Genomic DNA, 21,968 nt, shown 5'->3' with positions numbered 1-21,968 from the left:
GTTCCGCGTGCCGGAGAGCCGGGCGGCGCTCAGCGCGGCCCGTCCTGGAGCATCTGGCGGACCTGCTCGTGGGAGCACCCGGCGTGCGCGGCGATGCGGCGCAGCGACCAGCCCTCGCCCCGGGCCTGGCGCATCGCCTGGCGCAGCGCCTCGTCGGCCACCTCGTGGAGGGCGGCGCGCAGGTCGGCCAGGGAGCGCAGCCGGGAGGCCGGGGCCTGGACGGCGAGCCCGGCGCACGCGGCGTCGACCTGCTCGGTGAGGGCGAGCAGCAGAGGATCGGCGGACGGTTGCCGGTCGCCCGGCCGCCGTGAGCGGGAACGGTGGGGGAGCATCGACTTCTCCGGTTTCAAAGCGGGGTTCATGGCTTTCACCTGGAGCAGCGGCATCGAGGGCCGCACAAGAGGAGGACGGGCGGTCGACCGGGCGGGAGACACACCGTTGTGCGCCCGCGCCCGACGTCAACTATCTTGACATCCGTAAGCGGCGGAGAACATCGGCACCGGGGCCGGTGGGGTCATCACAGGAGCGGCAATGACGCGGATCGAACTGGGTGCCGCGCTCACGGCCGCCCGCGAGGTGGCCCGCGATGTCCTGGCGAAGCAGGCCGCCACGGCGGACGCCGAGGGACGCTGGCCCGAAGAGGGCATGGCCGCGCTGCGGTCCCGGCTCGGCGGGCTGGTGGTGCCCGAGCGGTTCGGCGGGATGGGCCACGGCCTGCTCGCCGTCGCCCAGATCGGCGAGATCACCGGCCAGGTCTGCGCCTCGACGTCGATCTGCTTCGGCATGCACCTGGTGGGTTCGGCCGTGATCGCCGCCAAGGCCGACCGGTCCGGGCAGTACGACCGCCTGGCCGCGATCGCCGCCGGACGGCACCTGACCACGCTGGCGCTGTCGGAGCCCGGTACGGGCGCGGAGTTCTGGCTCCCGCAGACCCGGATGGAGCGGGCGGACGGCGACCGGCTGCGGCTGAGCGGCACCAAGAGCTTCGTCACCAACGGCGGCCACGCCGACTCCTATGTGATGTCGGCGGCGGCGGCCGGACCGGGGGCCGTCCCCGGCCGGTTCTCCTGCGTGGTCGTCGACGCCGGAACCCCGGGGCTGAGCTGGGGGCCGCCCTGGCACGGGCTCGGCATGCGCGGCAACGCCTCGCGGGGCGCGCTGCTGGAGGACGCCGAGATCCCCCGGGCCGACCTGCTGGGGGAGGAGGGCGACGAGATCTGGTACGTCTTCAACGTCGTCGCCCCCTACTTCCTGACGGCCATGGCCGGCACCTACCTGGGCGTCGCCGAGGCCGCGCTGCGGGAGGCCCGCACCCACCTGCTGCGCCGCAGGCACGCCCACAGCGGCCGGAGCCTGGCCGCCCAGCCGCTGGTCCAGCACCGGCTGGGGAAGATGTGGGCCGTCGTCGAACGGACCCGGCGGCTGATCTACCACGCCGCGGCCGAGGGCGAGACCGGCGGACCCGACGCCCTGCCGGCGCTGTGTTCGGCCAAGGCGGAGGTCGCCGAGGCCGCCGAGGCCGTCGTCAACGACGCCCTGACGCTCGTCGGCGGGGCGGGATACTCCGACGGCTCCGCCCTGCACCGGCACCTGCGCGACGCCCGAGCCGCGCACGTGATGTCCCCGATCACCGACGTGCTGCGCGTCTGGGTCGGCCGGGCGCTGCTGGACGAGCCCCTGCTGGAGGGGTGACGGTGCCGCCCGCGACTCCCCCCGGACCGCCGTCCCCCGAACCGATGCCTTCCGAATCGCCGACCCCCGAATCGCCCGGTCCGTCCAGGGCGCCTGGGGCGCCTGGATCGTCTGAGCCGTCCGGTCCGTCCGGTCCGTTCGGTCTGTCTGATCCGTCCGGGCGGCGGCGCGTCCTGCTGGTGCGGGCCGGAGCCGAGGCCGAGGCGCGCCTGTCCGGCCTGGCCGAGGCCGGCGTCGAGGTGGTGAGCGTCTCCGCCGGGCAGGCCCTCGACCTGCTGGGCGCGGACGGCCCGCCCGGCGGGCGCCGCCCGACCCTGGTGGTGCTCGGCGCGGAGCTGCCCGCCCCGGTCGGCCTGGTGCACGCCCTGCGGCCCGACCCCCGCGACCTGGCCGTCGTCGTGCTGACGACGCCCCGCAACCAGGAGCGGGCCGCGGCGCTGCCGCTGCTGGCCCCGGCCCGGCTCGTCTGCGCGCTGCCGCACGACAGGCTGGGTGACCTGCCGGGTCTCGCCCGCCGGCTGATGGAGCAGGTCGACCGCGAGCGCGCCTACGCCGCCACCCAGGCCGCCATGCAGGAGTCCCTGGCCTCCGGCGGTCCCGCTCCCCGGCAGCCGGGACGGCACCTGCTCGGCGCGATACTCGGCCAGGCGCTGACCGGCGCCCTCCTGCTCGATCCCGGCCTGCGGCTGGTGGCGTGGAACCGCCGGGCCGCCGGCCTGCTCGGGCTGGAGGAGCCCGGCTCCATCGGCCGCCCCCTGGACGGGTGGTTCCCCGCCGAGGCCCGGGAGCGCCTGCGGGTCTACCTCGGCGGCCCGCCCGCCGACGCGTCCGGGACCGGCCCCGCCGGAACCCACGCGCCCGGGACCGACCCTGCCGGAACCCACGTGTCTGGAACCCACCCGCCCGGGACCGACCCGTCCGGAGCCGACCCGGTCTTCACCCGTGTCACCGGCGACGGCACCGAGCAGGTGCTGCGGCTCAGCCCCCAGCCGGTGACCGACCCCGGCGGCGCCGAGCAGATCCTCGTCCTGGCAGAGGACGTCACCGAGGCCGTCCAGGCACGGCGGGCCCTGGCCGAACGCACCGGCCAGGCCCTGCTCAGCGGGGAGGTCGCCGCGGCCGTCACCGCCGACGAGCCGCTGGAACAGCGGCTGCGGCGGTGCGTCCAGGCCCTCGCCGGTCACCTGGACGGCGCCGTGGCCGCCGTGTGGATCCTCGACCCGCAGACAGGCACGCTGCTCCTGTCGGCCGACGCCGTCCGCGGCACCGTCCTGGACGACCGGTGCGCCCGCGTCCCGCTGGGGGAGTCGACGATCGGCCGGATCGCCGCCGCGCGCCGGCCGTACGTGACCTCCGAGGCGATCGGCGACCCGCGCGTGGAGGAGCAGGACTGGGTGCGGCGCGAGTCGCTGACCGCGTTCGCCGGCTACCCGCTGGTCACCCAGGGGCAGGTGATGGGCGTCCTCGCCGTCCTGGCCCGCCACCGCCTGCCGGACACCGGCGTGCGGGCGCTCGCCGGGATCGCCGACCAGATCGCCGTCGCCGTGCACCGCGACCGGCTGCTGGAACGGCTGAGCACCACCGCCGACGCGCTGCAGCGCCCCCTGCTGCCGCCGCGGCTGCCCGAGCCGCCCGGCGTCGAGCTGGCCGCCCGCTACCGCCCGTACGGCGACGGCCTGCAGATCGGCGGCGACTTCTACGACGCCTTCCCGCTGCCCGGCGACCGCTGGGCCGTCGCGCTGGGAGACGTGTGCGGCAAGGGACCGGCCGCGGCCGCCGTCACCGGCCTGGTCCGCCACACCCTGTGGGCCGCCGCCCAGCAGGACGCCGACCCCGGCCACGTGCTGCCGCTGGTCCACCGCGCCCTGCGGCGCGAGAACAGCCCGTTCTGCACGCTCGCCTACGCCGTCGTGGACTGCTCCGCCGAACCCGTCCGGGTACGGCTGGCCTGCGCCGGGCACCCCTCCCCGATCCTGCGGCGCGCCGACGGCGCCGTCGCCATGGTCATGGAGGCACTGGACGGCTACGGCCCGGCGCTGGGCCTGTTCGACGGGGCGCACTACCCCGCGCGATCACTGGACCTGCGTCCCGGCGACAGCCTCGTGCTCTACACCGACGGCTTCGTCGAGGGCGGCGCCTCCCACCGCCAGCGCCAGCCCGACGACCTCGCCGCCACGCTGGCCGCCCACCTTCCGCCCGGACCGGGTGACCGGCCGGCCGACCGGATCGTCGAGGTCCTGATGGCCGACGCCCTGAACCGGTGGGGCGAGGGGCTGCGCGACGACCTGGCGGTCCTGGCGCTCGCCGCCGTGCCCCGGGCCGGCGGAGGTCAGGCCGACAGGGCCCGCACCGCGTCCTCGGCGGTGTCGTAGAAGGACAGCAGCCGGTCCAGGCCCATGATGCGGAAGACGCGGGCGATGTCGGGGTCGATGCCGGCCAGCGCCAGGGAGGCCCCGGCCGCCTGGGCGCGCTGGTGGGCCGCGATGAGCACGGCGATGCCGGTGGAGTCGCAGAACGTCAGGGCCGACAGGTCGACCACCACGCCGGACCCGGCCTCCATGGGAAGCTCCTCCACGGTGTCCCGCAGGCCAGGGCTGGTGTGATGGTCCAGGTCACCCGTCACGACCAGCAGGCGAGGGCCGGCGGGATGAGACCGGAGGGTGACGGTCAGACCGTTGTGCACCATGACTCCTGAAGAGGGGACTGCGGTCGGGCGGGCGCTGGCGGGGCCAGGGGCAACGTTAATGCCCCCATAGTGGTTTGCCCTATCCTACGTAATCGTTGAACTGGAGACTTACCGGCCGGCGCGTTGAGGAAGGCGGGCGATGAGCGGGTTGGAGCGCTCCGGAGCGGCGGACCTGAGGTTCCCCGGAACCAGTGAGATGGCCCGGCGGATGCGCGCCTACCCGTGGTCCTCGATCTCCATGGGCGAGCCGGACACCTGGCCCACGAGCCTGCGCACCGCCTGCCGGATCTGCCTGACCTCGCGCTTCCCCATGATCGTCTGGTGGGGGGAGGAGCTGCGCTTCCTCTACAACGACGCCTACCTCCCGCTGCTGGGATCGAAGCATCCCGCCCTGGCCAAGACGGGCGAGGAGGTGTGGGAGGAGATCTGGCACACCATCGGGCCGATGCTGCGGTCGGTGATGGCCTCGGGGGAGGCCACCTGGTCGGAGGACCTCCTGCTGCCGATGAACCGGCACGGCTACTGGGAGGAGACCTACTGGACCTACTCCTACAGCCCGCTGCACGACGACGACGGTACCGTACGCGGGGTGTTCACCGCGGTCAGCGACACCACCGAGCGGGTGATCGGCGAACGCCGCCTGGCCGTGCTGCAGGACCTGGGCGCCCAGGCGGGCCACGCCCGCAGCGTCACCGAGGCGTGCCGGCTCGTGGCCCGGGTGCTGGAGCGGGCCGGTCTCGACGTGCCGTTCGCCGCGATCTACCTGCGCCGTCCCGGGAGCGACGAGCCGGTGCTGACCGCCACCGGCCCCGAGGGCGCCGAGCCCCACCCCCTGGCGGACGGGCCCGGGGACTGGCCGTTGCGGGAGGTGCTGGACACCGGGCGGCCCGTCACGATGACGGACGTGGCGGAGCGGTTCGGCGCCCTGCCCGCCGGAGGCTGGCAGACCCCGCCGACGCAGGCCATGGTGCTGCCGCTGGCCGGCGAGACCGGCGGCCGGAACATCGGGGTGATCGTGCTGGCGGCCGGCGCCGGCCGGGCTCTGGACGAGGCCTACGAGTCGTTCCTCGGCCTGGTGGCGCGGCAGACCGCCGCCCTGGTCAACGCGGCGGTCGCCTACCAGCTCCAGCAGCGCCGGGCCGAGGAGCTGGCCGAGCTCGACCGGGCCAAGACCGCCTTCTTCTCCAACGTCAGCCACGAGTTCCGCACCCCGCTGACCCTGATCATGGGGCCGGTGCAGGAGCTGCGGGGCGCGCTGGCCGGCGCGGACGCGCGGGTGCGCGAGGACCTCGAGGTCGTCCACCGCAACGGCCTGCGCCTCGGCAAACTGGTCAACACCCTGCTCGACTTCTCCCGCATCGAGGCGGGGCGGACGCAGGCCCGCTACGAGCCGGTGGACCTCTCCGCCGTCACCGCCGAGCTGGCCAGCGTCTTCCGCTCCGCGATCGACAAGGCCGGGCTGGCCTTCGACGTGGACTGCCCGCCCCTCCCCGAGCCGGTCCACATCGACCGGGGCATGTGGGAGAAGGTGGTGCTGAACCTCCTCAGCAACGCGCTGAAGTTCACCTTCGACGGCTCGATCCGGGTCGCGCTGCGCGGCGACGGCGAGCACGCCGTCCTCACGGTCGCCGACACCGGCGTCGGGATCTCCGAGGAAGAGCTGCCGCGGCTGTTCGAGCGCTTCCATCGCGTCGAGAGCGCCCGGTCGCGCTCCAACGAGGGCAGCGGCATCGGCCTGGCCCTGGTGCGGGAGCTCGTCGGGCTGCACGGCGGCGCCATCACCGCCGAGAGCACCGAGGGCGAGGGCACCACGTTCACCGTCCGCCTGCCCTTCGGCGCCGCGCACCTGCCCCCCGGGGACATCGTCCCGGCCGGCGCGGCGGAGGCGGTCTCCGCCACCGCCGACCCGTTCGTCGAGGAGGCCCTGCGCTGGCTGCCCGATGACGCGCCCGCCCGGGACACCGGGAGCGCCGGGGAGCCGGGGGAGACCGGGGAGATCACCGGCGCCGCCGGGCAGACCCCGGAGGGCCTTCCCGCGCCGGAGGACGGCGAGGCCGGGCGAGCCCGGGTGCTGATCGCCGACGACAACGCCGACATGCGCGAGTACCTCACCCGGCTGCTGCGCCCGGCCTACCGCGTCACGGTCGTCACCGACGGCCAGGACGCCCTGGAGGCCGTCCGCGCCGACCCGCCCGACCTGGTGGTCAGCGACGTGATGATGCCGCGCCTGGACGGCCTGCAGCTGGTCGCCGCGCTGCGCGCCGACCCGCGCACCGCCGGCGTGCCGGTGCTGCTGCTGTCGGCCCGCGCCGGGCAGGAGGCGTCCATCGAGGGCCTGGAGGCCGGCGCCGACGACTACCTCGTCAAGCCCTTCTCCGCGGCCGAGCTGCTGGCCCGGGTGCGGGCCAACGTGGAGCCGGCGCGGCTGCGCGGCCACCACGCCCGGTGGCGCAACGCGCTGATCGACTCCCTGCAGGAGGCGTTCTTCGTCTGCGACGAGGACGGCGCCGTCATCGAGATCAACTCGGCGTTCACCGACATCCTCGGCTACGACGCCGACGGCCTGCCGTACCGGCCGATCCACCCGTGGTGGCCCGAGGAGATCGACGACCCCGAAGGGCACCGGCTGGTCGGCGACGTCTTCTCCCGGCTCCTGGACGTCGGGAAGGGCAGGGGCGTGATACCCCTCGCCCACCGCGACGGGCACCGGGTGTGGGTGGCGGTCACCTTCAACGACGTCCTCGATCCCGACACCGGCCGCCGCCGGGTCGTCGGCACCCTCCGCGACGTCACCGCCGAGCACTACGCCGTGCAGCGCGAGAGCGCGCTGGCCGCCCTCAGCGTCCGCCTGTCGCAGGCCGGCAGCATGACCGACGCCCTGAGCGGGGCGATGGAGGAACTGCGGGAGGTCTGGCACGCCCGCCAGGTGCTGGCCGCCCTCTGGGACGGTGACGACCGGCCCGCCCTGACCTCCACCGCCGCCGGAGCCGACTGGCGGACCCTGCCGCCGGAGCTGCGCGCCTCGCTCGGCGCCCTGCGCGAGCAGCCGCCGCTGCGCCCGTCCGCGAGCGAGGCCGGCGGCGCGGGCGTCACCCTGGAGCATCCCGCCGGGCTGCTCGCCGTCTGGATCGACCTCGACCAGAAACGGCCCTTCAGCGCCGAGGACCAGACCCTGCTGGCGCTGCTGGCCGGCCACCTCGGTCAGGGCCTGCACCGGGCCCACCAGCTCGACCGGCAGCGCGAGACCGCGGTGGCGCTGCAGCGGGCCATCCTCGGCCCGTCCCGGCTGCCCGACGGCTTCGCCGTACGCTACGAACCGGCCGGCCGGCCCCTGGAGGTCGGCGGCGACTGGTACGACATCGTGCCGCTGCCCGACGAGCGCATCGGCATCGTGGTCGGGGACTGCGTGGGCCGGGGCCTTGAGGCCGCGGCCGTCATGGGGCAGCTGCGCAGCGCCTGCCGCGCCCTGCTGCTGCAGGAGGCGGGCCCGTCCCAGGTGCTCACCGCCCTCGACCGGTTCGCCGCGCAGGTCCCCGGCGCCCGGTACACCACCGTCTTCTGCGGCGTCCTGGACACCGCCACCGGCGACCTCGCCTACTCCAGCGCCGGGCATCCGCCGGGCATCCTGGTCCTTCCCGACGGCGCCACCCGGCTGCTGCGGGACGGCCGCTCCACCCCGCTGGCCGCCCGTCCCGGCCGGGCGCGCCCCGAGGCGGCCTGCACGATGCCGGCCCGCTCCACCCTGCTGCTGTACACCGACGGCCTGGTCGAGCGCCGCAGCCGCCCGCTCACGGACGGCATCGACCAGGCCGGCGCCACCGTCCAGGACGGCCGTTCCACCCCCATAGAGGACCTCGCCACCGAGGTCATGGCCCGCATGAAGCCGGACAGCGGGTACAGCGACGACGTCGCGCTCCTGCTGTACCGCCAGCCCGCGCCGCTGGAGGTGGCCTTCCCCGCCGAGTCCGGCCAGCTCGCCCCGGTGCGCACGGCGCTGCGCGACTGGCTGAACCGCTGCGAGCTCAGCTCCTCGATGATCCAGAACGTCCTGGTCGCGGCCGGTGAGGCCTGCGCCAACGCCATCGAGCACGGCCACCGCAACAGTCCGGGCGACATGATCCGGCTGCGGGCGGTCGCCACCGGCCGCGATCTGCACCTGACCGTGGTCGACAGCGGGCGGTGGAAGACCCCGCGGCCGGAGGCCAACCCCCACCGCGGCCGGGGCGTCGCCCTCATGCGCGCCCTGATGCATCACGTCACCATCGAACCCGGCGCCGCAGGCACCACCGTCGACATGCACACGAGGATCACCCGATGACCACCCCCTTGACGATGGCCGCCTCGCGGCGGCCCGACGGCACCCAGGTCCTCACCGTCACCGGTGAGATCGACATGAGCAACGCCGGCACCTTCGACGCGGCCCTGACCCGGGCCGCCGACGACGGCCGCCTCGTCGTCGACCTCGCCGCGGTGGACTACCTCGACAGTGCCGGACTGACCGTCCTGTTCGACCACGCCCCGCACATCGAGCTGGTCGCCAACCCCCTGATCGCCCCGGTCCTGTCCATTTCCGGGCTCGTCGACGTCACCACCGTGCACGGCCTCGACTCCGGTCCGGACGGCGACGGCCGGCCCTGACGGCGCCGACGGAACCGTACGCAGGCCCGGACGGCGACGGCCGGCTCTGACGGCGTGGGCGGAACCGTACACCGGGGCGGCCGGCGGCGGGCGGGCCTGACGGCGTGGGCGGAACCGTACGCGAGGCCGGGCCGGTCGGCGGCGCCCGGGTCCGCGCCCGGGTTCGGGGCCGGGTCCGCGCCCGGGTTCGGGGCCTGGAAGATCCGCGCTCACGAGGGGAGCGTGACTCGGGCGAGGGGAGCGCGTCTTCAGAAGGTGCCGCGGTAGAGCGCGCAGCCGCGGCAGACCTCGGGCGGGTCGTCGCCCGTCAGCCGGCGGCGGAACTCCCGGTAGGGCTCGCCCGCCCAGATCTCCTCCAGGGACTGGCTGCGCAGGTCCCCCAGGGTGATCCGGTCGTCGCCCATGACCATGCAGCACGGCTGGACCACCCCCTCGCTGGTGACGTACGCCGCCTCCCACGGCCATGAGCAGCCCGGCTCGCCCGGCCGCCGCCGCGCCGGGCGCTCCTCCAGCCCGGGCAGCCGGAGGTGGACGCCGTGCTCCGCGGCCACCGTCTCCGTCTCGGCGAACACCTCGGCCGCGCGAGACCGGTCCTCGCCGTTCCACAGCGACTCGGCCTCGGTGAACGCGCGGATCTCCGCGTAGCCGCCGTCGGCGTCCTCGAACGTGTGCGCCAGGTTCTGCACGCGCAGCTCGTCCACGCCCCACCCGGCGAGCAGCCGCACCACGTCGGGCAGCTCGCCGAGGTTGCGGCGCATCGCGACGAACACGACGCGCGTCCACGGCAGCCGCGTGCCCGCCGCCCGCTTGGCCTGCCACAGGCCCCGGAGGTTGTCCGCCACCGCGTCGAACCGGCCGCCCTCCCGGATCGCCTCGTAGGTGCCCGCGGTGGCCCCGTCCAGTGAGACGTGCACCCAGTCCACCCCGAGCCCGACCAGCTCCGCCGAGCGGCGGGCGGTGAGCAGCGTGGCGTTGGTGTTGAAGCCGGCCTCGATGCCGTGCCGCTTCGCCTCCGTCAGCATCGGGATCAGGTGAGGGTGGAGCAGCGGCTCGCCGAGACCCTGCAGGGTGAGCCGGCGCAGTCCCGGCAGCGCGTCGAGGATCCGGCGGAACAGCTCCGGGGACATCGCCCCCTCGATCTTGTTGACCGGGGGGCGGTAGCGGACCAGGCACATCCGGCAGCGGAGGTTGCACGCCGAGGTCACCTCCAGCTGGAGGTGAGGCGGCATGGGCGGCACCTCGGCCGCGCCCCTGCTGAGGACCATCATGAAGATGGTTACCCGCCAGTACGGCGAGCAAACGCGCAGGTCAGGCGATGTAAGCCGGTCTGGCAGGTGGAAGCCGGGCGGCGCGGGCCGGACCCCACCCCGACCGCCGATGCCGGTGACCCGGCCGGTGACGGAAGCCGGTCAGGCGGCGGGGCCGGGCACCGGGCCCGGCCCCGCCGCGGCGGCCGTCACCGGCGGGCCCGCCACTCGCCCAGCAGCCGGTGCACGCAGGCGGCGGGCGGGATGAGCATGCTGGTGAGCAGCGTCTGCCGTATGTCCTGCCGGGTACGCGGCCCCGGGGCGATGTGGGCCCAGGCGGACTCCGCGGTCAGCGCCAGCCAGCCCGCTCCGGCCAGCGCCGCGGCGCCGCGCAGCGCCCCGGCGGCGCGCGGCCCGCCGCGTGCGGCGACACCGCCCGCCAGGCCGCCGGCCAGCAGGCCCAGCGCTCCCAGCCCCGTCGTCAGCGCGTGGCGGCGCAGCCCTCCCGGCCCGCCTCCGACGGCCGTCCGCCAGGCCGGGCCGTGCAGGCGGCGCATCAGCGCGTCGTCGGCGTTGCCGCGCTGGCTGCGCACACCCGCCCACGGCCCGTCGTGGCGGGACGGGTGCCGGGCGACGCGCTCACCCCTGACCAGGCGGTGACCGGCCGCCGTCACCCGCAGCGCGAGATCGGCGTCCTGCCGGAAGGCGCCGGAGAAGCGCTCGTCGAACCCGCCGGTCCGCTCCAGCACCTCCCGCCGGTAGGCCATGTCGGCGGTGGTCCACCCGGCGACCGCCCGCCCGGCGTCGCGCCCCTCACCGGCCGGCCGCCCGGCGGTGCCGCGCCTCACGTCGCCCGGCCGTCCGGCCTCGGGCGGTGCCTCGGCGCGGCCCTGGCTGCCGGCCACGTCGGCGGGGAGGTCCGCCAGGTCGGCGCGGAGCGCCCGCACCCAGTCGGGGGCGGGGATCACGCCCTCGTCGAGGAACACCACCCACGGGGTGTCCGCGGCCCGCCAGCCGGCGTTGCGGGCGGCGGCCCGCCCTCGTCCGCCCGAGCGCACCACCCGGATCGGCTGCCCCGCCTCGCCGTCGCGGCCGGGTGAGCGCGCCTCGGCCAGGCCCGGCAGCTCGCACATCACGGCGTCGGCCAGGTCGGTACGGGGGTCGGGCACGTGCTCGGGCCGGTCGTCGACGACGATGACGTCCGGGCCCGGGTCGAGCGCGGCCAGCGTCGCGGCCAGGCTGGGCCGGCCCACGGTCGGGACCACTACGGTGATCATGCGGTGAGCACCTCCGCCTGGCGGGCCGGACACGGCTTCCCGGCCGTCGTGGTCCTCGCAGCCTTCGGGGCCTTCGCAGCCGTCGGGGCCGCGCGTCCGCCGGTGGCCGGTGCGGCGGCAGGATCATGAGAGATCTGATTCATCATGAGAAATCGCATTCCGCCCCCTTTTTGAGGTACGCGCACGACTACCGAGAGAAGCGCCTCCCAAACCTCGGATTTCCGGGAAGAGAAGGTAGACGAAGCGCAAGCCGCGTCTCGTCCTGGTAAGCAGCCGTTTGGCGAGCCCCGGGGCAGGGAAGTCGCAGACCATCCCGGGCGGCCCTCCGGGGAGCCCGCGGCGCCGGGAACGCGCAGCCCGCCCGCGCCGAGACGACGTCGCCCACCCCGTCCGGAGGTACCGCCCGTCCGCTCGGAGGCGCCGTTCACCGACAGGCGGATCCCGGGCGGAGATCCGCCGCCGTCCGTCCGCTCGGAGGTGCCCTTGCCCACCCGCCCGGAACCGCCGCCCCCCGTCCCGGGAGCGCCGCCGCCCGCCCGTCCGGGAGCACCGCCTCCCGCCCCGGAAGCGCCGTCCCTCGGTCCGGAAGCGCTGCCGCCCGCCCGTCCGGAGGCGGCATCCGTCCGCCCAGGTGAACCCACGCCCGCCCGCCGTCCGGCCGCGGTGCTCTTCGACCGGGACGGGACCCTCGTCGAGGACGTCCCCTACAACGCCGACCCCGGCCGGGTGCGGCCGGTGCCGGGCGCCCGCCGCGCGCTCGACCGGCTGCGCCGGGCCGGGGTCCCGGTCGGGGTGGTGACCAACCAGTCGGGGGTGGCCAGGGGCCTCGTCAGCCCGGACGCGCTGGAGGACGTCAACCGGCGCGTGGAGGAGCTGCTCGGCCCGTTCGCGGTCTGGGCGGTGTGCCCCCACGGCGAGGACGACCGGTGCGCCTGCCGTAAACCCGCCCCCGGGCTGGTGCTGCACGCGGCGGCCGTCCTCGGCGTCGACGCCCGCGACTGCGTGGTCGTCGGCGACATCGGACGCGATGTGGAGGCCGCCCGCGCGGCCGGGGCGCGCGGCATCCTCGTCCCGACGCCGGTCACCCTGCCCGAGGAGGTGGCGGCGGCTCCCGAGGTCGCCGCCGACCTCGCCGCCGCCGTGGACCTGGCGCTGCGCCCCGCCCCGGTGTTCCCGGACCTCCCCGCGTCCCCCGGCGCCCCGGCCGTTCCCACCAGCCCGGCCGAGTCCACCGCCCCCGTCTCCACCGCCCCCGCGTCCGCCGCTTCCGAGTCCACCACCCCCGCCTCCCCCGCGTCCATCGTTCCCGCCGCGACCGCGCGGGCCGACACCGAGGAGCCGGCGTGAAGATCCTGCTGTGGCACGTGCACGGATCGTGGGCCACCGCGTTCGTCCAGGGCGGTCACGACTACCTGGTTCCGCTCGTCCCGGACCGCGGCCCCGACGGCCGCGGCCGGGCCCGCACCTTCCCCTGGCCGCCGAACGCCCGCGAGGTGCCGTGGGACCGGCTCCGCGACGAGGAGATCGACGTCGCCGTCCTGCAGCGGCCCCAAGAGATCGAACTCGCCGAGCACTGGCTCGGCCGCCGCCCGGGGCGCGACCTGGCTGCCGTCTACGTCGAGCACAACACCCCCGCCGGGGACGTCCCGCGCACCCGCCACCCGCTCGCCGGCCGCTCCGACATCCCGCTGGTGCACGTGACGCACTTCAACGAGCTGTTCTGGGACTCCGGTCTGGCTCCTGCCCGGGTCATCGAGCACGGCGTCGTGGATCCCGGGCACCGCTACACCGGGGAGCTGCCCCGCGCCGGGGTCGTGGTCAACGAGCCGGTCCGCCGTACCCGCGTCGCCGGCACCGACCTGCTTCCGCGCTTCGCCGCCGCCGTGCCGCTGGACCTCTTCGGGATGAAGGTCACCGGCCTGCCGTACGGGACATTCGAGGATCTGCCGCAGCGGCGGATGCACGCCGAGCTCGCGCGGCGTCGTGTCTACCTGCACCCCTACCGGTGGACCTCGCTGGGGTTGTCGCTGATCGAGGCCATGCTGCTCGGCATGCCCGTGGTGGCGCCGGCCTGCACCGAGGTCGTCGAGGCCGTGCCCGCCGGGGCCGGGGTGATCTCCACCCGCGTCGCCACCCTGGTCGCCGCCCTGGAGGTGTTCGCCGCCGACCCCGCCCTGGCCGCGCGGACGGGCGAGGCCGCCCGTGCCGCAGCCCTCGCCCGCTACGGCCTGGACCGCTTCCTGTCCGACTGGGACCACCTGCTGGGGGAGACGGCCTGACCCGGCGGTCACACCGGCGCCGTCGCGCCGGTCAGGGTTCGGCGGCCGCCGAGGGGAGCCGCCAGAGGGGGTACGGCAGACCGGCGAGCCGGTTGATGACGAACCCCTGCGCCGTGATGAGCACCACGGCGGCCATCAGGACGACCAGGTGATCGGGCGTGCGCAGCAGGCCGAGGGCGACGATCAGGGTCGTGGTGCCGGCCGGTGGGTGCGCCGCGTCGAGCAGCGGCATCAGCCCGCACGTCAGGCCGAGTGCCAGGCCGCAGGCCAGGGCGCGCCGGGCGTCCACGTCCTCCAGATCGGGACGTACGGCCAGCAGGCCCGTGACGGCCAGCGCGAACCAGCCGGCGAGAACGCCGATCAGGTGACCGAGCAGGGTGTTGTGCGGTGAGGCCGACGCCGCCAGGGGCGCGTGGAAGAGCAGGAACGCGGTGGGCCCCAGCGAGGGGAACAGGAACGGGGCATGGCTGTACTCGGCGACGACCGCGAGGATGACCAGCGAGACGAAGCTGTTGACCCCGCAGTACACGGCGCGCACGATCCGCCGCGGGCGGCGCCGCTCCAGCCGCTCCAGCCGGAACACGGCGAGCCGGCGGACCCTTCGCCGGGTCATACGCCGTTTCCGGTCCAGCCGCGCCGTACCGCCGCGGTGCCGAGGGCCTTCGGATCGCGGGCGCGGTGGAAGAGCTCCGCGTCGCGCCCGCCCCGGTAGGAGACGTCCCCGAGGTCGCGGGAGTGGGCGCCCCGGCTGAGGAGGCGCCCCGCCCGCAGAAGCACCGCGGCGGCGCCCCCGGAGACGCCCGGGGACGCGTCCGGGTGATCGTCGGCCATGCCCGTGTACCTACCAGGGAGCATGGCCGGCCACCCGGCCCGGTTCACAAACTGTCGGTAACGGATCCGGGTCCGCACGCGGCTCGCCTGCCGGACCACCTATCCGGGGACCACGCGGATTCGGGATGTCCCCGGCGCGACGGAGCGGACATCGAAGGCGATGGCCTCAGGCAGCGGCCGTCCCGCAGGCCACCCACCCCCGCCGGCGTAGGGGGCGGGGGCCCGGTCGTGGTGGCCGGGCCGGTCGGTGGCGTGTCGGCCTGTACCGGGGCGGGCGGGGCGAGCGGCCTGCGGGACGGAGGGTCAGCCCGGGGAGAGGAAGTGGCCGTCGGTCCTGACCGCCTCGCCGGTGGTGTTGGTGTTGGCGGCCGAACACAGGAAGACGATCATCCGGGCGACGTCCCCGGGGTGGGTGACGCGCCCGGTCGCCGCGGCGGCGGCGGCCTTGTCGAGAAGCTCCTGCGGCATGGGCCGGTCACCGGGGGTGAAGCCCGGCATGACGACGTTGGTGAGGATGCCCGCGGCGGCCAGTTCCCTCGAGGTTGGCGGTGACCGAGGTGGTGAACCGCTCGGGGGGCGCGGTCTCGAACAGCTCACCGGGTTCGGGCCAGTCCGGCCAGCGGACGGCGTTGTTGACCAGGACGCTGATCGGTCCGAGCCGGTCGCGGACCTGGCCGACCGCCGCGTGCAGGGAGCCGGGGTCGCCGAGGTCGAGCCGCCAGGTGATCGCCGTGGCGCCGCGCCGCTCGGCCTCGGCGACGGTCTCCTCGGCGGCCTTCAGATTGGTGTGGTAGCCGACGGCGACGTGTGCCCCCTCGTCGGCGAAGGCGAGGGCGGTGGCCCTGCCGATGGTCGTGCTGGCGCCGGTCACCAGGACGACTTTTCCGGCGAGTCCGAGTTGCATGGTTTTCTCCTGTGGGTTCAGGCGAGGTTGTCGCGGACGGAGTTCAGCAGCCGGATGAGGTGGGCGATCTCGTCGCCGGAGAGCCCGGCCACGGCCTTGCGGTCGGCCTGCTCCCAGGCGTCCACGATCGCGCCGACCACGGCCTCACCGCGTTCGGTCAGCCGGATCCGGGTCACCCGGCGGTCGCCGGGGTCGGGGATCCGCTCGACGAACCCGGCCCGCTCCATGCGGGTGACCGCCTTGGCGATGGTGGGCTGCTCCATGCCGATCCGCTGGACGAGTTCGGCCTGGGTGGTGCCGGGGTTGTGGTGCAGGTCCACGATGAGCAGTTCCTGACCCAGGTGCAGGCCCAGCTCGGCCATCCGGTGCTGCAGCTCGGCACGGTGGGCCCGGGTGACCTGCGCCAGGGCGTAGCCGAGCGGCCCGCTCGCGGAGGCGACCTCCCGCCCGGCCGTCACGCCGGCACCACCGGACGGGAGGTCGCCACGCGGGTGAGGACGCGCTCCCACAGGCGGGCGATGTCGCGCCGGATCTCCTCCGACGTCAGGCCCCCATCGGAATCCCGGTACAGGTGGGCGGAGCCGACGGCGACCTCAAGGTCCGAGAGCACTTCCGCGCCGGCCCGCCGCAGCAGGTCGCCGAGCTGCAGTTGGGCGAAGGCGCCGCCGAACCGGTGCGGCGACGCGCTCATCAGCGCCACCGGCTTGCCGGTCAGCGGGCGCGGAGGGGCGAGGATCGACAGCCAGTCGACGAGGTCCTTCATCTCGCCGGGGACGGAACGGTTGAGCTCGGGGGTGACCAGCAGCAGGACGTCGGCCGCCGCCACCCGGTCGCGCAGGGCGGCCACGGCCGAGGGGAAGGGGCGCTCGCGGGTGGCGTCCAGGCGGGGGACGGAGGCGTGGTCGTCCCACATCTCCACCCGCAACGGGGCCTCGGCCAGCCGGAGCGCGGTCCGTAGCAGCGACCGGTTGAGCGAACCCTCACGGGTGCTCCCACAGATCGCCAGAACGTCGATCATTTCCATAGTCGGCTATGTTATAGCCGGCTATGGAAGTGCGGCAACGTTCGACGCCGCCGCGTGGCGCCGACGGCACCGGCGCGGAAAGCGGAAAAGGGTGACGCCCGGGTCTCGTCGTTGAGACCCGGGCGTCACCGCTTCCCAGGGGGCGTCCGGACCGGCCGGTCCGTGGAAGGTCAGCCCATGTGCGGGTAGCGGTAGTCGGTCGGCGGGACGAACGTCTCCTTGATCGTGCGGGAGTTCACCCAGCGGATCAGGTTGTAGATCGAGCCGGCCTTGTCGTTGGTGCCCGAGGAGCGGGCGCCGCCGAAGGGCTGCTGGCCGACGACCGCGCCGGTGGGCTTGTCGTTGACGTAGAAGTTGCCCGCCGCGAAGCGCAGCCGCTCCGACGCCGCCGCGATCGCGTACCGGTCGCGGGCGATGATCGAGCCGGTCAGCGCGTACTGCGAGACGTTCTCCATCTGGTCCATCACCGCGTCGAAGTCCGCGTCGTCGTAGACGTGGACGCCGAGGATGGGCCCGAAGTACTCCTTGGCGAAGATCTCGTCGGCCGGGTCGGAGCACTCAAGGACGGTGGGCCGCACGAAGTAGCCGGTGGAGTCGTCGTAGGAGCCGGTCAGCACGTCGATCGAGTCGAGCGAGCGGGCCCGGTCGATCGCCGCCCTGTGCTTGGCGAACGCCTGGTCGTTGATGACCGCGCCCATGAAGGTCGACAGGTCGGCGGACACGTCACCGACGGTCAGCGCCTCGGCGGTGCCGACGAGCTCGTCGCGGATCAGCGACCACAGCGACCGCGGGACGTAGGCGCGCGAGGCCGCCGAGCACTTCTGGCCCTGGTACTCGAAGGCGCCCCGGACCAGCGCGGTGGTCAGCACCGCCGGGTCGGCCGAGGGGTGGGCCAGCACGAAGTCCTTGCCGCCGGTCTCGCCGACGAGGCGCGGGTAGCTCCGGTAGGAGGCGATGTTCGCGCCCACCGTGGACCACAGGTGCTGGAAGGTCGCGGTGGAGCCGGTGAAGTGGATCCCGGCGAGCTGCGGGTGGGTGAGAGCGACCTCGGAGACGGCCTGCCCGTTGCCGGTGACCATGTTGATGACGCCCGGCGGCAGCCCGGCCTCCTCCAGCAGCCGCATGGTGAAGTGCGCGGCGAACTGCTGGGTGGGGGAGGGCTTCCAGACGACGACGTTGCCCATCAGGGCCGCCGAGGTCGGCAGGTTGCCGGCGATGGCGGTGAAGTTGAACGGCGTGATCGCCAGGACGAAGCCCTCCAGCGGGCGGTACTCCATCCGGTTCCACACCCCCGGCGACGACACCGGCTGGTCGCTGTAGAGCTGCCGGGCGTAGGAGACGTTGAACCGCAGGAAGTCGATCAGCTCGCAGGCGGAGTCGATCTCGGCCTGCTGCGCCGACTTCGACTGGCCCAGCACCGTCGCGGCGTTCAGCGTCTGCCGCCACGGGCCGGCCAGCAGGTCGGCGGCGCGCAGGAAGATCGCGGCGCGCTCGTCGAACGACAGCGCCTGCCAGGCCGGGGCCGCCGCCAGCGCGGCGTCGATCGCGGCCCGCACGTCACCGGCCGTGGCGTCGGCCGTACGGCCCAGCACCGAGGCGTGGTTGTGCGGCTGCACCACGTCGATGGAGGCGCCGCCGCCCATGCGCTGCTCGCCGCCGATCGTCATGGTCAGGTCGAGCTGGGCTCCGGAGAGCTCCTTGACGCGGTTCTCGAGCGCGGCGCGCTCGGCGCTGCCGGGCGCGTAGCCCAGCACCGGCTCGTTGAACGGAGCCGGGACGTTGGAGATGGCATCCATCACTTGCCTCCAAGGGCGCGGAGAAAGAAGGCGATGTTGGCGGGGCGCTCGGCCAGCCGGCGCATGAAGTAGCCGTACCAGTCGTCGCCGTAGGGGACGTAGACGCGCATGGTGTGACCCGCCCCGGCCAGGGCCTGCTGCTTGTCGGTCCGGATGCCGTAGAGCATCTGGTACTCGTAGCCGCCCCGGGGACGTTCGAACCGGTCGGCGAGGGTCTCGGTGATCGCGATCAGCCGGTCGTCGTGCGTGGCCACCATCGGGTAGCCCTCGCCGGCCATCAGGATGCGCAGGCAGCGGACGTAGGCCCGGTCGACGTCGCTCTTGCCCTGGTGGGCCACGGAGGCGGGCTCGGCGTAGGCGCCCTTGACCAGGCGGACCCGCGAGCCGGCGTGCGACAGGTCGCGGCAGTCGCCCTCGGTGCGGAACAGGTACGCCTGCAGGGCGACGCCGGTGGACGGGAAGTCCTCGCGCAGCGCGCGCAGGGTCTCCAGCGTGGAGTCGACCGTGGTGTGGTCCTCCATGTCGAGGGTCATGGTCGCCCCGGCGGCACGGGCGGCCTCGGCGACCCGGCGGGCGTTGTCCAGAGAGATCTTGTCGCCGTCCGCGCCGAGCGCCTGGCCGACGGCCGACAGCTTCACCGACACCTCGGCGCGGTCGCCGAGCTCCAGCTCGCGCAGCGCGCCGAGCAGCGTGACGTACGCCTCGGCCGTCTTGGTGGCCGCATCGGCGTCCCGGGTCTCCTCACCGAGGTGGTCGACGGTGACGGCCAGACCGGCGTCGGCCAGCCGGTGGACGGCCTCCACCGCCTCGCGGGTGCTCTCACCCGCGACGAAGCGGTCGACGACCTTGCGTGTCAAGGGGACGCCGGAGACCGCGCGCCGCACGAGCGGCATCCGCGAACCGGCGAGAAGTAGGGAACCGAGCATGTTTCCATGCTAAAACCGCAGGTCAACAAAGGCGCATGTGCATGTGCAACGATCAACCGGTGGCGCTTTCCGACATTTGTCCAAAGTGCCGGACAATGGAACGGTGCTGCAGGAGACCATCGACGAGATCGCCGCCCGGCTGGGGGCTTCGGCCACGCTGGAGGACCGCTCCTTCCAGCTCCTCGCCTACGGCGCGCAGAGCGGCGACATCGACGAGGTGCGCCAGGAGTCGATCCTGCGCCGCCGCGCGACCCCCGAGGTGCGGGCCTACTTCGAGGGGTACGGCATCGCCGCGGCGCGCGGCCCGGTCCGCATCCCCGCCGACGCCGCGCTGGGCGTGCTCGCCCGGGTGTGCATGCCGCTGCGCCACAACGACGTCACCTACGGGTACCTGTGGCTGCTCGACGACGGGACCCTCGGCGACGACGCGCTCGCGTCGGTGGCGCCGCTGGTGGCCCGGGCCGCCGCGATGCTCGCCCAGGAGGCCCGCCGCCGCCAGGACCTCGGCGGGAACCTGCGGGGGCTGTTCTCCTCCGACGCCGAGGAGCGCTCCTGGGCGCTGTCCAGGCTCGACCTGCCCGGCCCGGTGGCGGCGATCGCCGTCCGCGGCTCGCTGGACCGGGTGGCCGCGCTGTGGGCCCTGCCGCGTGCCGTGCTCGCCGACCCCGGCGTGGTCGGCGAGGGCGAGCCCCTGGTCGCGCTGCTCGCCCCGGCCGGCCAGGCCCGGGAGACCGCCTGCCGGGTCCAGGCCATGTACGGCACGGCCGCCGGGGTCGGCGGCGCCCGCGGCGAGCCCGCCCAGGCGTGGCGGAGCTGGCGGGAGGCCGTCAGCGCGCTGAAGGTGGCCGACCGGGTGCCCGCCCTCGCGCCCGTCGCGTCCTGGCCCGACCTCGGCGTCTACCGGACGCTCGCCCGCCTGCCCCGGGACGCCCTGCGGGAGCTGGCCGAGGAGACCGCGGCGCTGGCCCGCGACCCGGAGGTGGCCAGGACGGTGGAGGAGTACCTCGACCGGGCGGGACACGCCCAGCAGACCGCGGCGGCGCTCGGCGTGCACCGCCAGACGCTCTACTACCGGCTGGCCAAGGCCGGGAGGATCACCGGTCGCGACCTCGACGACGGCGCGGACCGGCTGCTGGTCCACCTCTCCCTCAAGGCGGCCCGCCTGCTCTGAGCCCGTCCCTGCCGCGAGACCGTCGGCGCCGTGCCGTACGGGCCTGCGCCGTACGGGCCGCCGGGGCGGGCCGGGAGCGGACCGGCGGCCGGGCGAGGGCAAAAAAACAGGGCCCCGAAGGGCCCTGGCTTTCGAGTCCCCCGAAGGGGACTCGGCGGGTGTCCGCCGGCGACGTCGGCGGCGGGCTAGGCGGCCATCGCGTGCCGCGTGGCGAGCACGCCCTCGTACACCTGGGTGAACTCCTGGGCGATCCGCTCCCACGAGTAGCGCGAGCGGGCGCGGTCGGCGCCGGCGAAGCCGAGCGCGGTGCGGCGGGTGGGGTCGGCGAGCAGCTCCCGGGTGAGCCGGGCGGTCTGCGCCGGGCGGTCGGCCGACACCAGCAGGCCGGTCACGCCGTCGACGACGGAGTCGAGGTGGGCGCCCACCGCGGAGGCGATCACCGGCACGCCGCACGCCATGGACTCCAGCGCCACCGCGCCGCTGCCCGCCTCGCGCGGCAGCGACAGCACCACGTCGGCGCTGCGCATCAGCTTGGCCACCGTGGTGTGCGGCACGTGCCCGAGGAGCGTGACGCGGTCCTCCAGCCGCATCTCCTTGGCCAGCAGCGTCAGCCGGTGCGCCTCGGCGTCGTGCTCCAGCTCGGCGGCGGCGGGGCCGCCGGCGATGAGCAGCTCGGCGTCCGGGATGCCCTCCAGGGCGCGCAGCGCGGTGTGGACGCCCTGGCCGGGGGCGAGCGAGCCGACGTGCAGCAGGCGCGGACGGTTGCCGCGGGCCGCGGCCGGGCCCTGGCGGCGGAAGCGCTCGACGTCGACGCCGCAGGGGATCACCGAGATCGCGTTGCGCGGCACGCCCAGCCGGATCAGCGTGGACTCCTCGTCGCCGCACCCGGCGACCACCGCGCCGGCCCGGCGGGCGATCGCGCGCTGCACGCGGACCTTCTTGGCGTCACGGGTACGGCAGGCACCGAAGCTCTGCACGAGCGGCACGTCGAGGCCGTCCGCTCCGGCGATGGCGGCCAGCCCGCCGATCCAGGAACGGGCGTGGACGACGTCCGGGCGCTCCTGGCGCCAGCGGCGCATCAGCTGGTCGCCGAGACGGGACAGGTGGGGCAGCAGGCCGTCCTCGGGGAGGTCCCCGGCAGGTCCGGCGGAGAGGTTCTCCACGGTGACGCCGGGGGAGACGCGGACGCGGTCCCGGTCGTCCTCGGAGGTCTTCCGGGAGTAGACGGTTACCTTGTGGTCACGGCCGAGCTCACGGGCGACGGACAGAAGGTGCTCACGCTGCGCGGCGATGTCCGACCGGCTCTGAGAGGGAGACACGGTGTCGAAGGAGACGAATGCAATGTTCATGGCACACCTCTGGGAGGACGTATAGGCGTGGGGAGCCTGTGATTCCTTCAGGGGTGCCTGCGTCTTAGGCACTCATCTGTATGAGGAAAACCATACCCCTTTATCTACCGAAGGCAAACCCGCCCTGCCGGGGCCGGACCGGCACGCG

Annotated in this window: 20 protein-coding genes; 7 read left to right on the top strand and 13 right to left on the bottom strand. The window is 74.8% G+C overall.

The window, feature by feature from the left end:
* Positions 1 to 29: 29 nt before the first annotated feature.
* On the bottom strand, positions 30 to 362 hold the full coding sequence (locus HDA43_RS03395) for a hypothetical protein (RefSeq protein WP_218911584.1): 333 nt from the start codon (positions 360 to 362) through the stop codon (positions 30 to 32).
* Between the two features lie 169 nt (positions 363 to 531).
* Between HDA43_RS03395 and HDA43_RS03390 the strand changes: the two genes are divergently transcribed.
* Complete coding sequence (locus tag HDA43_RS03390) at positions 532 to 1,692, top strand: acyl-CoA dehydrogenase family protein (protein ID WP_179818255.1); 1,161 nt, start codon at positions 532 to 534, stop codon at positions 1,690 to 1,692.
* A gap of 179 nt (positions 1,693 to 1,871) precedes the next feature.
* Positions 1,872 to 4,064 (top strand): SpoIIE family protein phosphatase, encoded by a 2,193-nt coding sequence (locus HDA43_RS03385; RefSeq protein WP_179818254.1) that lies wholly within the window; start codon positions 1,872 to 1,874, stop codon positions 4,062 to 4,064.
* Here HDA43_RS03385 and HDA43_RS03380 read toward each other — a convergent pair.
* Positions 4,022 to 4,378 carry an STAS domain-containing protein gene (locus HDA43_RS03380; RefSeq protein ID WP_179818253.1) on the bottom strand — a complete coding sequence of 119 codons (357 nt, stop codon included), beginning with the start codon at positions 4,376 to 4,378 and terminating at the stop codon, positions 4,022 to 4,024. The genes HDA43_RS03385 and HDA43_RS03380 overlap by 43 nt on opposite strands.
* Positions 4,379 to 4,517: 139 nt before the next feature.
* On the opposite strand from HDA43_RS03380, the gene HDA43_RS03375 reads away from it, so the two are divergent.
* A complete protein-coding gene (locus HDA43_RS03375) occupies positions 4,518 to 8,696 on the top strand; it encodes a SpoIIE family protein phosphatase (protein WP_179818252.1) in 4,179 nt (1,392 codons plus the stop codon).
* Positions 8,693 to 9,016 (top strand): STAS domain-containing protein, encoded by a 324-nt coding sequence (locus HDA43_RS03370; protein WP_179818251.1) that lies wholly within the window; start codon positions 8,693 to 8,695, stop codon positions 9,014 to 9,016. The genes HDA43_RS03375 and HDA43_RS03370 overlap by 4 nt, the downstream gene beginning before the upstream one ends.
* 248 nt (positions 9,017 to 9,264) lie before the next feature.
* Here HDA43_RS03370 and HDA43_RS03365 read toward each other — a convergent pair whose 3' ends face one another.
* Positions 9,265 to 10,281, bottom strand: a complete 1,017-nt coding sequence (locus HDA43_RS03365) for an SPASM domain-containing protein (RefSeq protein ID WP_179818250.1) — start codon at positions 10,279 to 10,281, stop codon at positions 9,265 to 9,267.
* 191 nt (positions 10,282 to 10,472) lie between these two features.
* Positions 10,473 to 11,540 (bottom strand): glycosyltransferase family 2 protein, encoded by a 1,068-nt coding sequence (locus HDA43_RS03360; protein WP_179818249.1) that lies wholly within the window; start codon positions 11,538 to 11,540, stop codon positions 10,473 to 10,475.
* Between the two features lie 663 nt (positions 11,541 to 12,203).
* On the opposite strand from HDA43_RS03360, the gene HDA43_RS03355 reads away from it, so the two are divergent.
* Together HDA43_RS03355 and HDA43_RS03350 are read left to right on the top strand one after the other, a co-directional pair.
* Positions 12,204 to 12,887 (top strand): D-glycero-alpha-D-manno-heptose-1,7-bisphosphate 7-phosphatase, encoded by a 684-nt coding sequence (locus HDA43_RS03355; protein ID WP_179818248.1) that lies wholly within the window; start codon positions 12,204 to 12,206, stop codon positions 12,885 to 12,887.
* Positions 12,884 to 13,819: a glycosyltransferase gene (locus HDA43_RS03350; RefSeq protein ID WP_179818247.1), complete on the top strand. Its 936-nt coding sequence runs from the start codon at positions 12,884 to 12,886 to the stop codon at positions 13,817 to 13,819. Before HDA43_RS03355 ends, HDA43_RS03350 begins: the two co-directional genes overlap by 4 nt.
* A 31-nt stretch (positions 13,820 to 13,850) precedes the next feature.
* Here the strand turns inward: HDA43_RS03350 and HDA43_RS03345 are convergent, their stop codons facing one another.
* The 8 genes from HDA43_RS03345 to HDA43_RS03310 all read right to left on the bottom strand — a co-directional run bounded on the left by HDA43_RS03345 (position 13,851) and on the right by HDA43_RS03310 (position 19,300).
* Positions 13,851 to 14,432: an HPP family protein gene (locus tag HDA43_RS03345; RefSeq protein ID WP_179818246.1), complete on the bottom strand. Its 582-nt coding sequence runs from the start codon at positions 14,430 to 14,432 to the stop codon at positions 13,851 to 13,853.
* On the bottom strand, positions 14,429 to 14,650 hold the full coding sequence (locus tag HDA43_RS03340; protein ID WP_179818245.1) for a hypothetical protein: 222 nt from the start codon (positions 14,648 to 14,650) through the stop codon (positions 14,429 to 14,431). The genes HDA43_RS03345 and HDA43_RS03340 overlap by 4 nt, the downstream gene beginning before the upstream one ends.
* 303 nt (positions 14,651 to 14,953) lie before the next feature.
* Positions 14,954 to 15,148, bottom strand: coding sequence for an SDR family oxidoreductase (locus HDA43_RS03335; protein ID WP_179817686.1), 195 nt, complete (start codon positions 15,146 to 15,148; stop codon positions 14,954 to 14,956).
* Entirely contained in the window at positions 15,126 to 15,554 is a 429-nt protein-coding gene (locus HDA43_RS03330) for an SDR family NAD(P)-dependent oxidoreductase (RefSeq protein ID WP_179818244.1), read from the bottom strand. The genes HDA43_RS03335 and HDA43_RS03330 overlap by 23 nt, the downstream gene beginning before the upstream one ends.
* A 17-nt stretch (positions 15,555 to 15,571) precedes the next feature.
* Positions 15,572 to 16,012, bottom strand: a complete 441-nt coding sequence (locus tag HDA43_RS03325; RefSeq protein ID WP_179818243.1) for a MarR family winged helix-turn-helix transcriptional regulator — start codon at positions 16,010 to 16,012, stop codon at positions 15,572 to 15,574.
* Positions 16,009 to 16,578: an NAD(P)H-dependent oxidoreductase gene (locus tag HDA43_RS03320; RefSeq protein ID WP_179818242.1), complete on the bottom strand. Its 570-nt coding sequence runs from the start codon at positions 16,576 to 16,578 to the stop codon at positions 16,009 to 16,011. Before HDA43_RS03320 ends, HDA43_RS03325 begins: the two co-directional genes overlap by 4 nt.
* Before the next feature lie 170 nt (positions 16,579 to 16,748).
* A complete protein-coding gene (gene pruA / locus HDA43_RS03315) occupies positions 16,749 to 18,374 on the bottom strand; it encodes an L-glutamate gamma-semialdehyde dehydrogenase (RefSeq protein WP_179818241.1) in 1,626 nt (541 codons plus the stop codon).
* Positions 18,374 to 19,300 carry a proline dehydrogenase family protein gene (locus HDA43_RS03310; RefSeq protein ID WP_179818240.1) on the bottom strand — a complete coding sequence of 309 codons (927 nt, stop codon included), beginning with the start codon at positions 19,298 to 19,300 and terminating at the stop codon, positions 18,374 to 18,376. The genes pruA and HDA43_RS03310 overlap by 1 nt, the downstream gene beginning before the upstream one ends.
* A gap of 103 nt (positions 19,301 to 19,403) precedes the next feature.
* Between HDA43_RS03310 and HDA43_RS03305 the strand changes: the two genes are divergently transcribed.
* Positions 19,404 to 20,471, top strand: coding sequence for a PucR family transcriptional regulator (locus HDA43_RS03305; protein ID WP_312872951.1), 1,068 nt, complete (start codon positions 19,404 to 19,406; stop codon positions 20,469 to 20,471).
* Positions 20,472 to 20,656: 185 nt separating this feature from the next.
* Here the strand turns inward: HDA43_RS03305 and HDA43_RS03300 are convergent, their stop codons facing one another.
* Positions 20,657 to 21,820 carry a glycosyltransferase gene (locus HDA43_RS03300; protein WP_179818238.1) on the bottom strand — a complete coding sequence of 388 codons (1,164 nt, stop codon included), beginning with the start codon at positions 21,818 to 21,820 and terminating at the stop codon, positions 20,657 to 20,659.
* Positions 21,821 to 21,968 lie beyond the last annotated feature (148 nt).

Source organism: Streptosporangium sandarakinum (assembly GCF_013409935.1).
Classification (GTDB): domain Bacteria; phylum Actinomycetota; class Actinomycetes; order Streptosporangiales; family Streptosporangiaceae; genus Streptosporangium; species Streptosporangium nondiastaticum.
The sequence above is the reverse complement of the archived record's forward strand: the minus strand, read 5'-3'. Positions and strand labels throughout refer to the sequence as shown.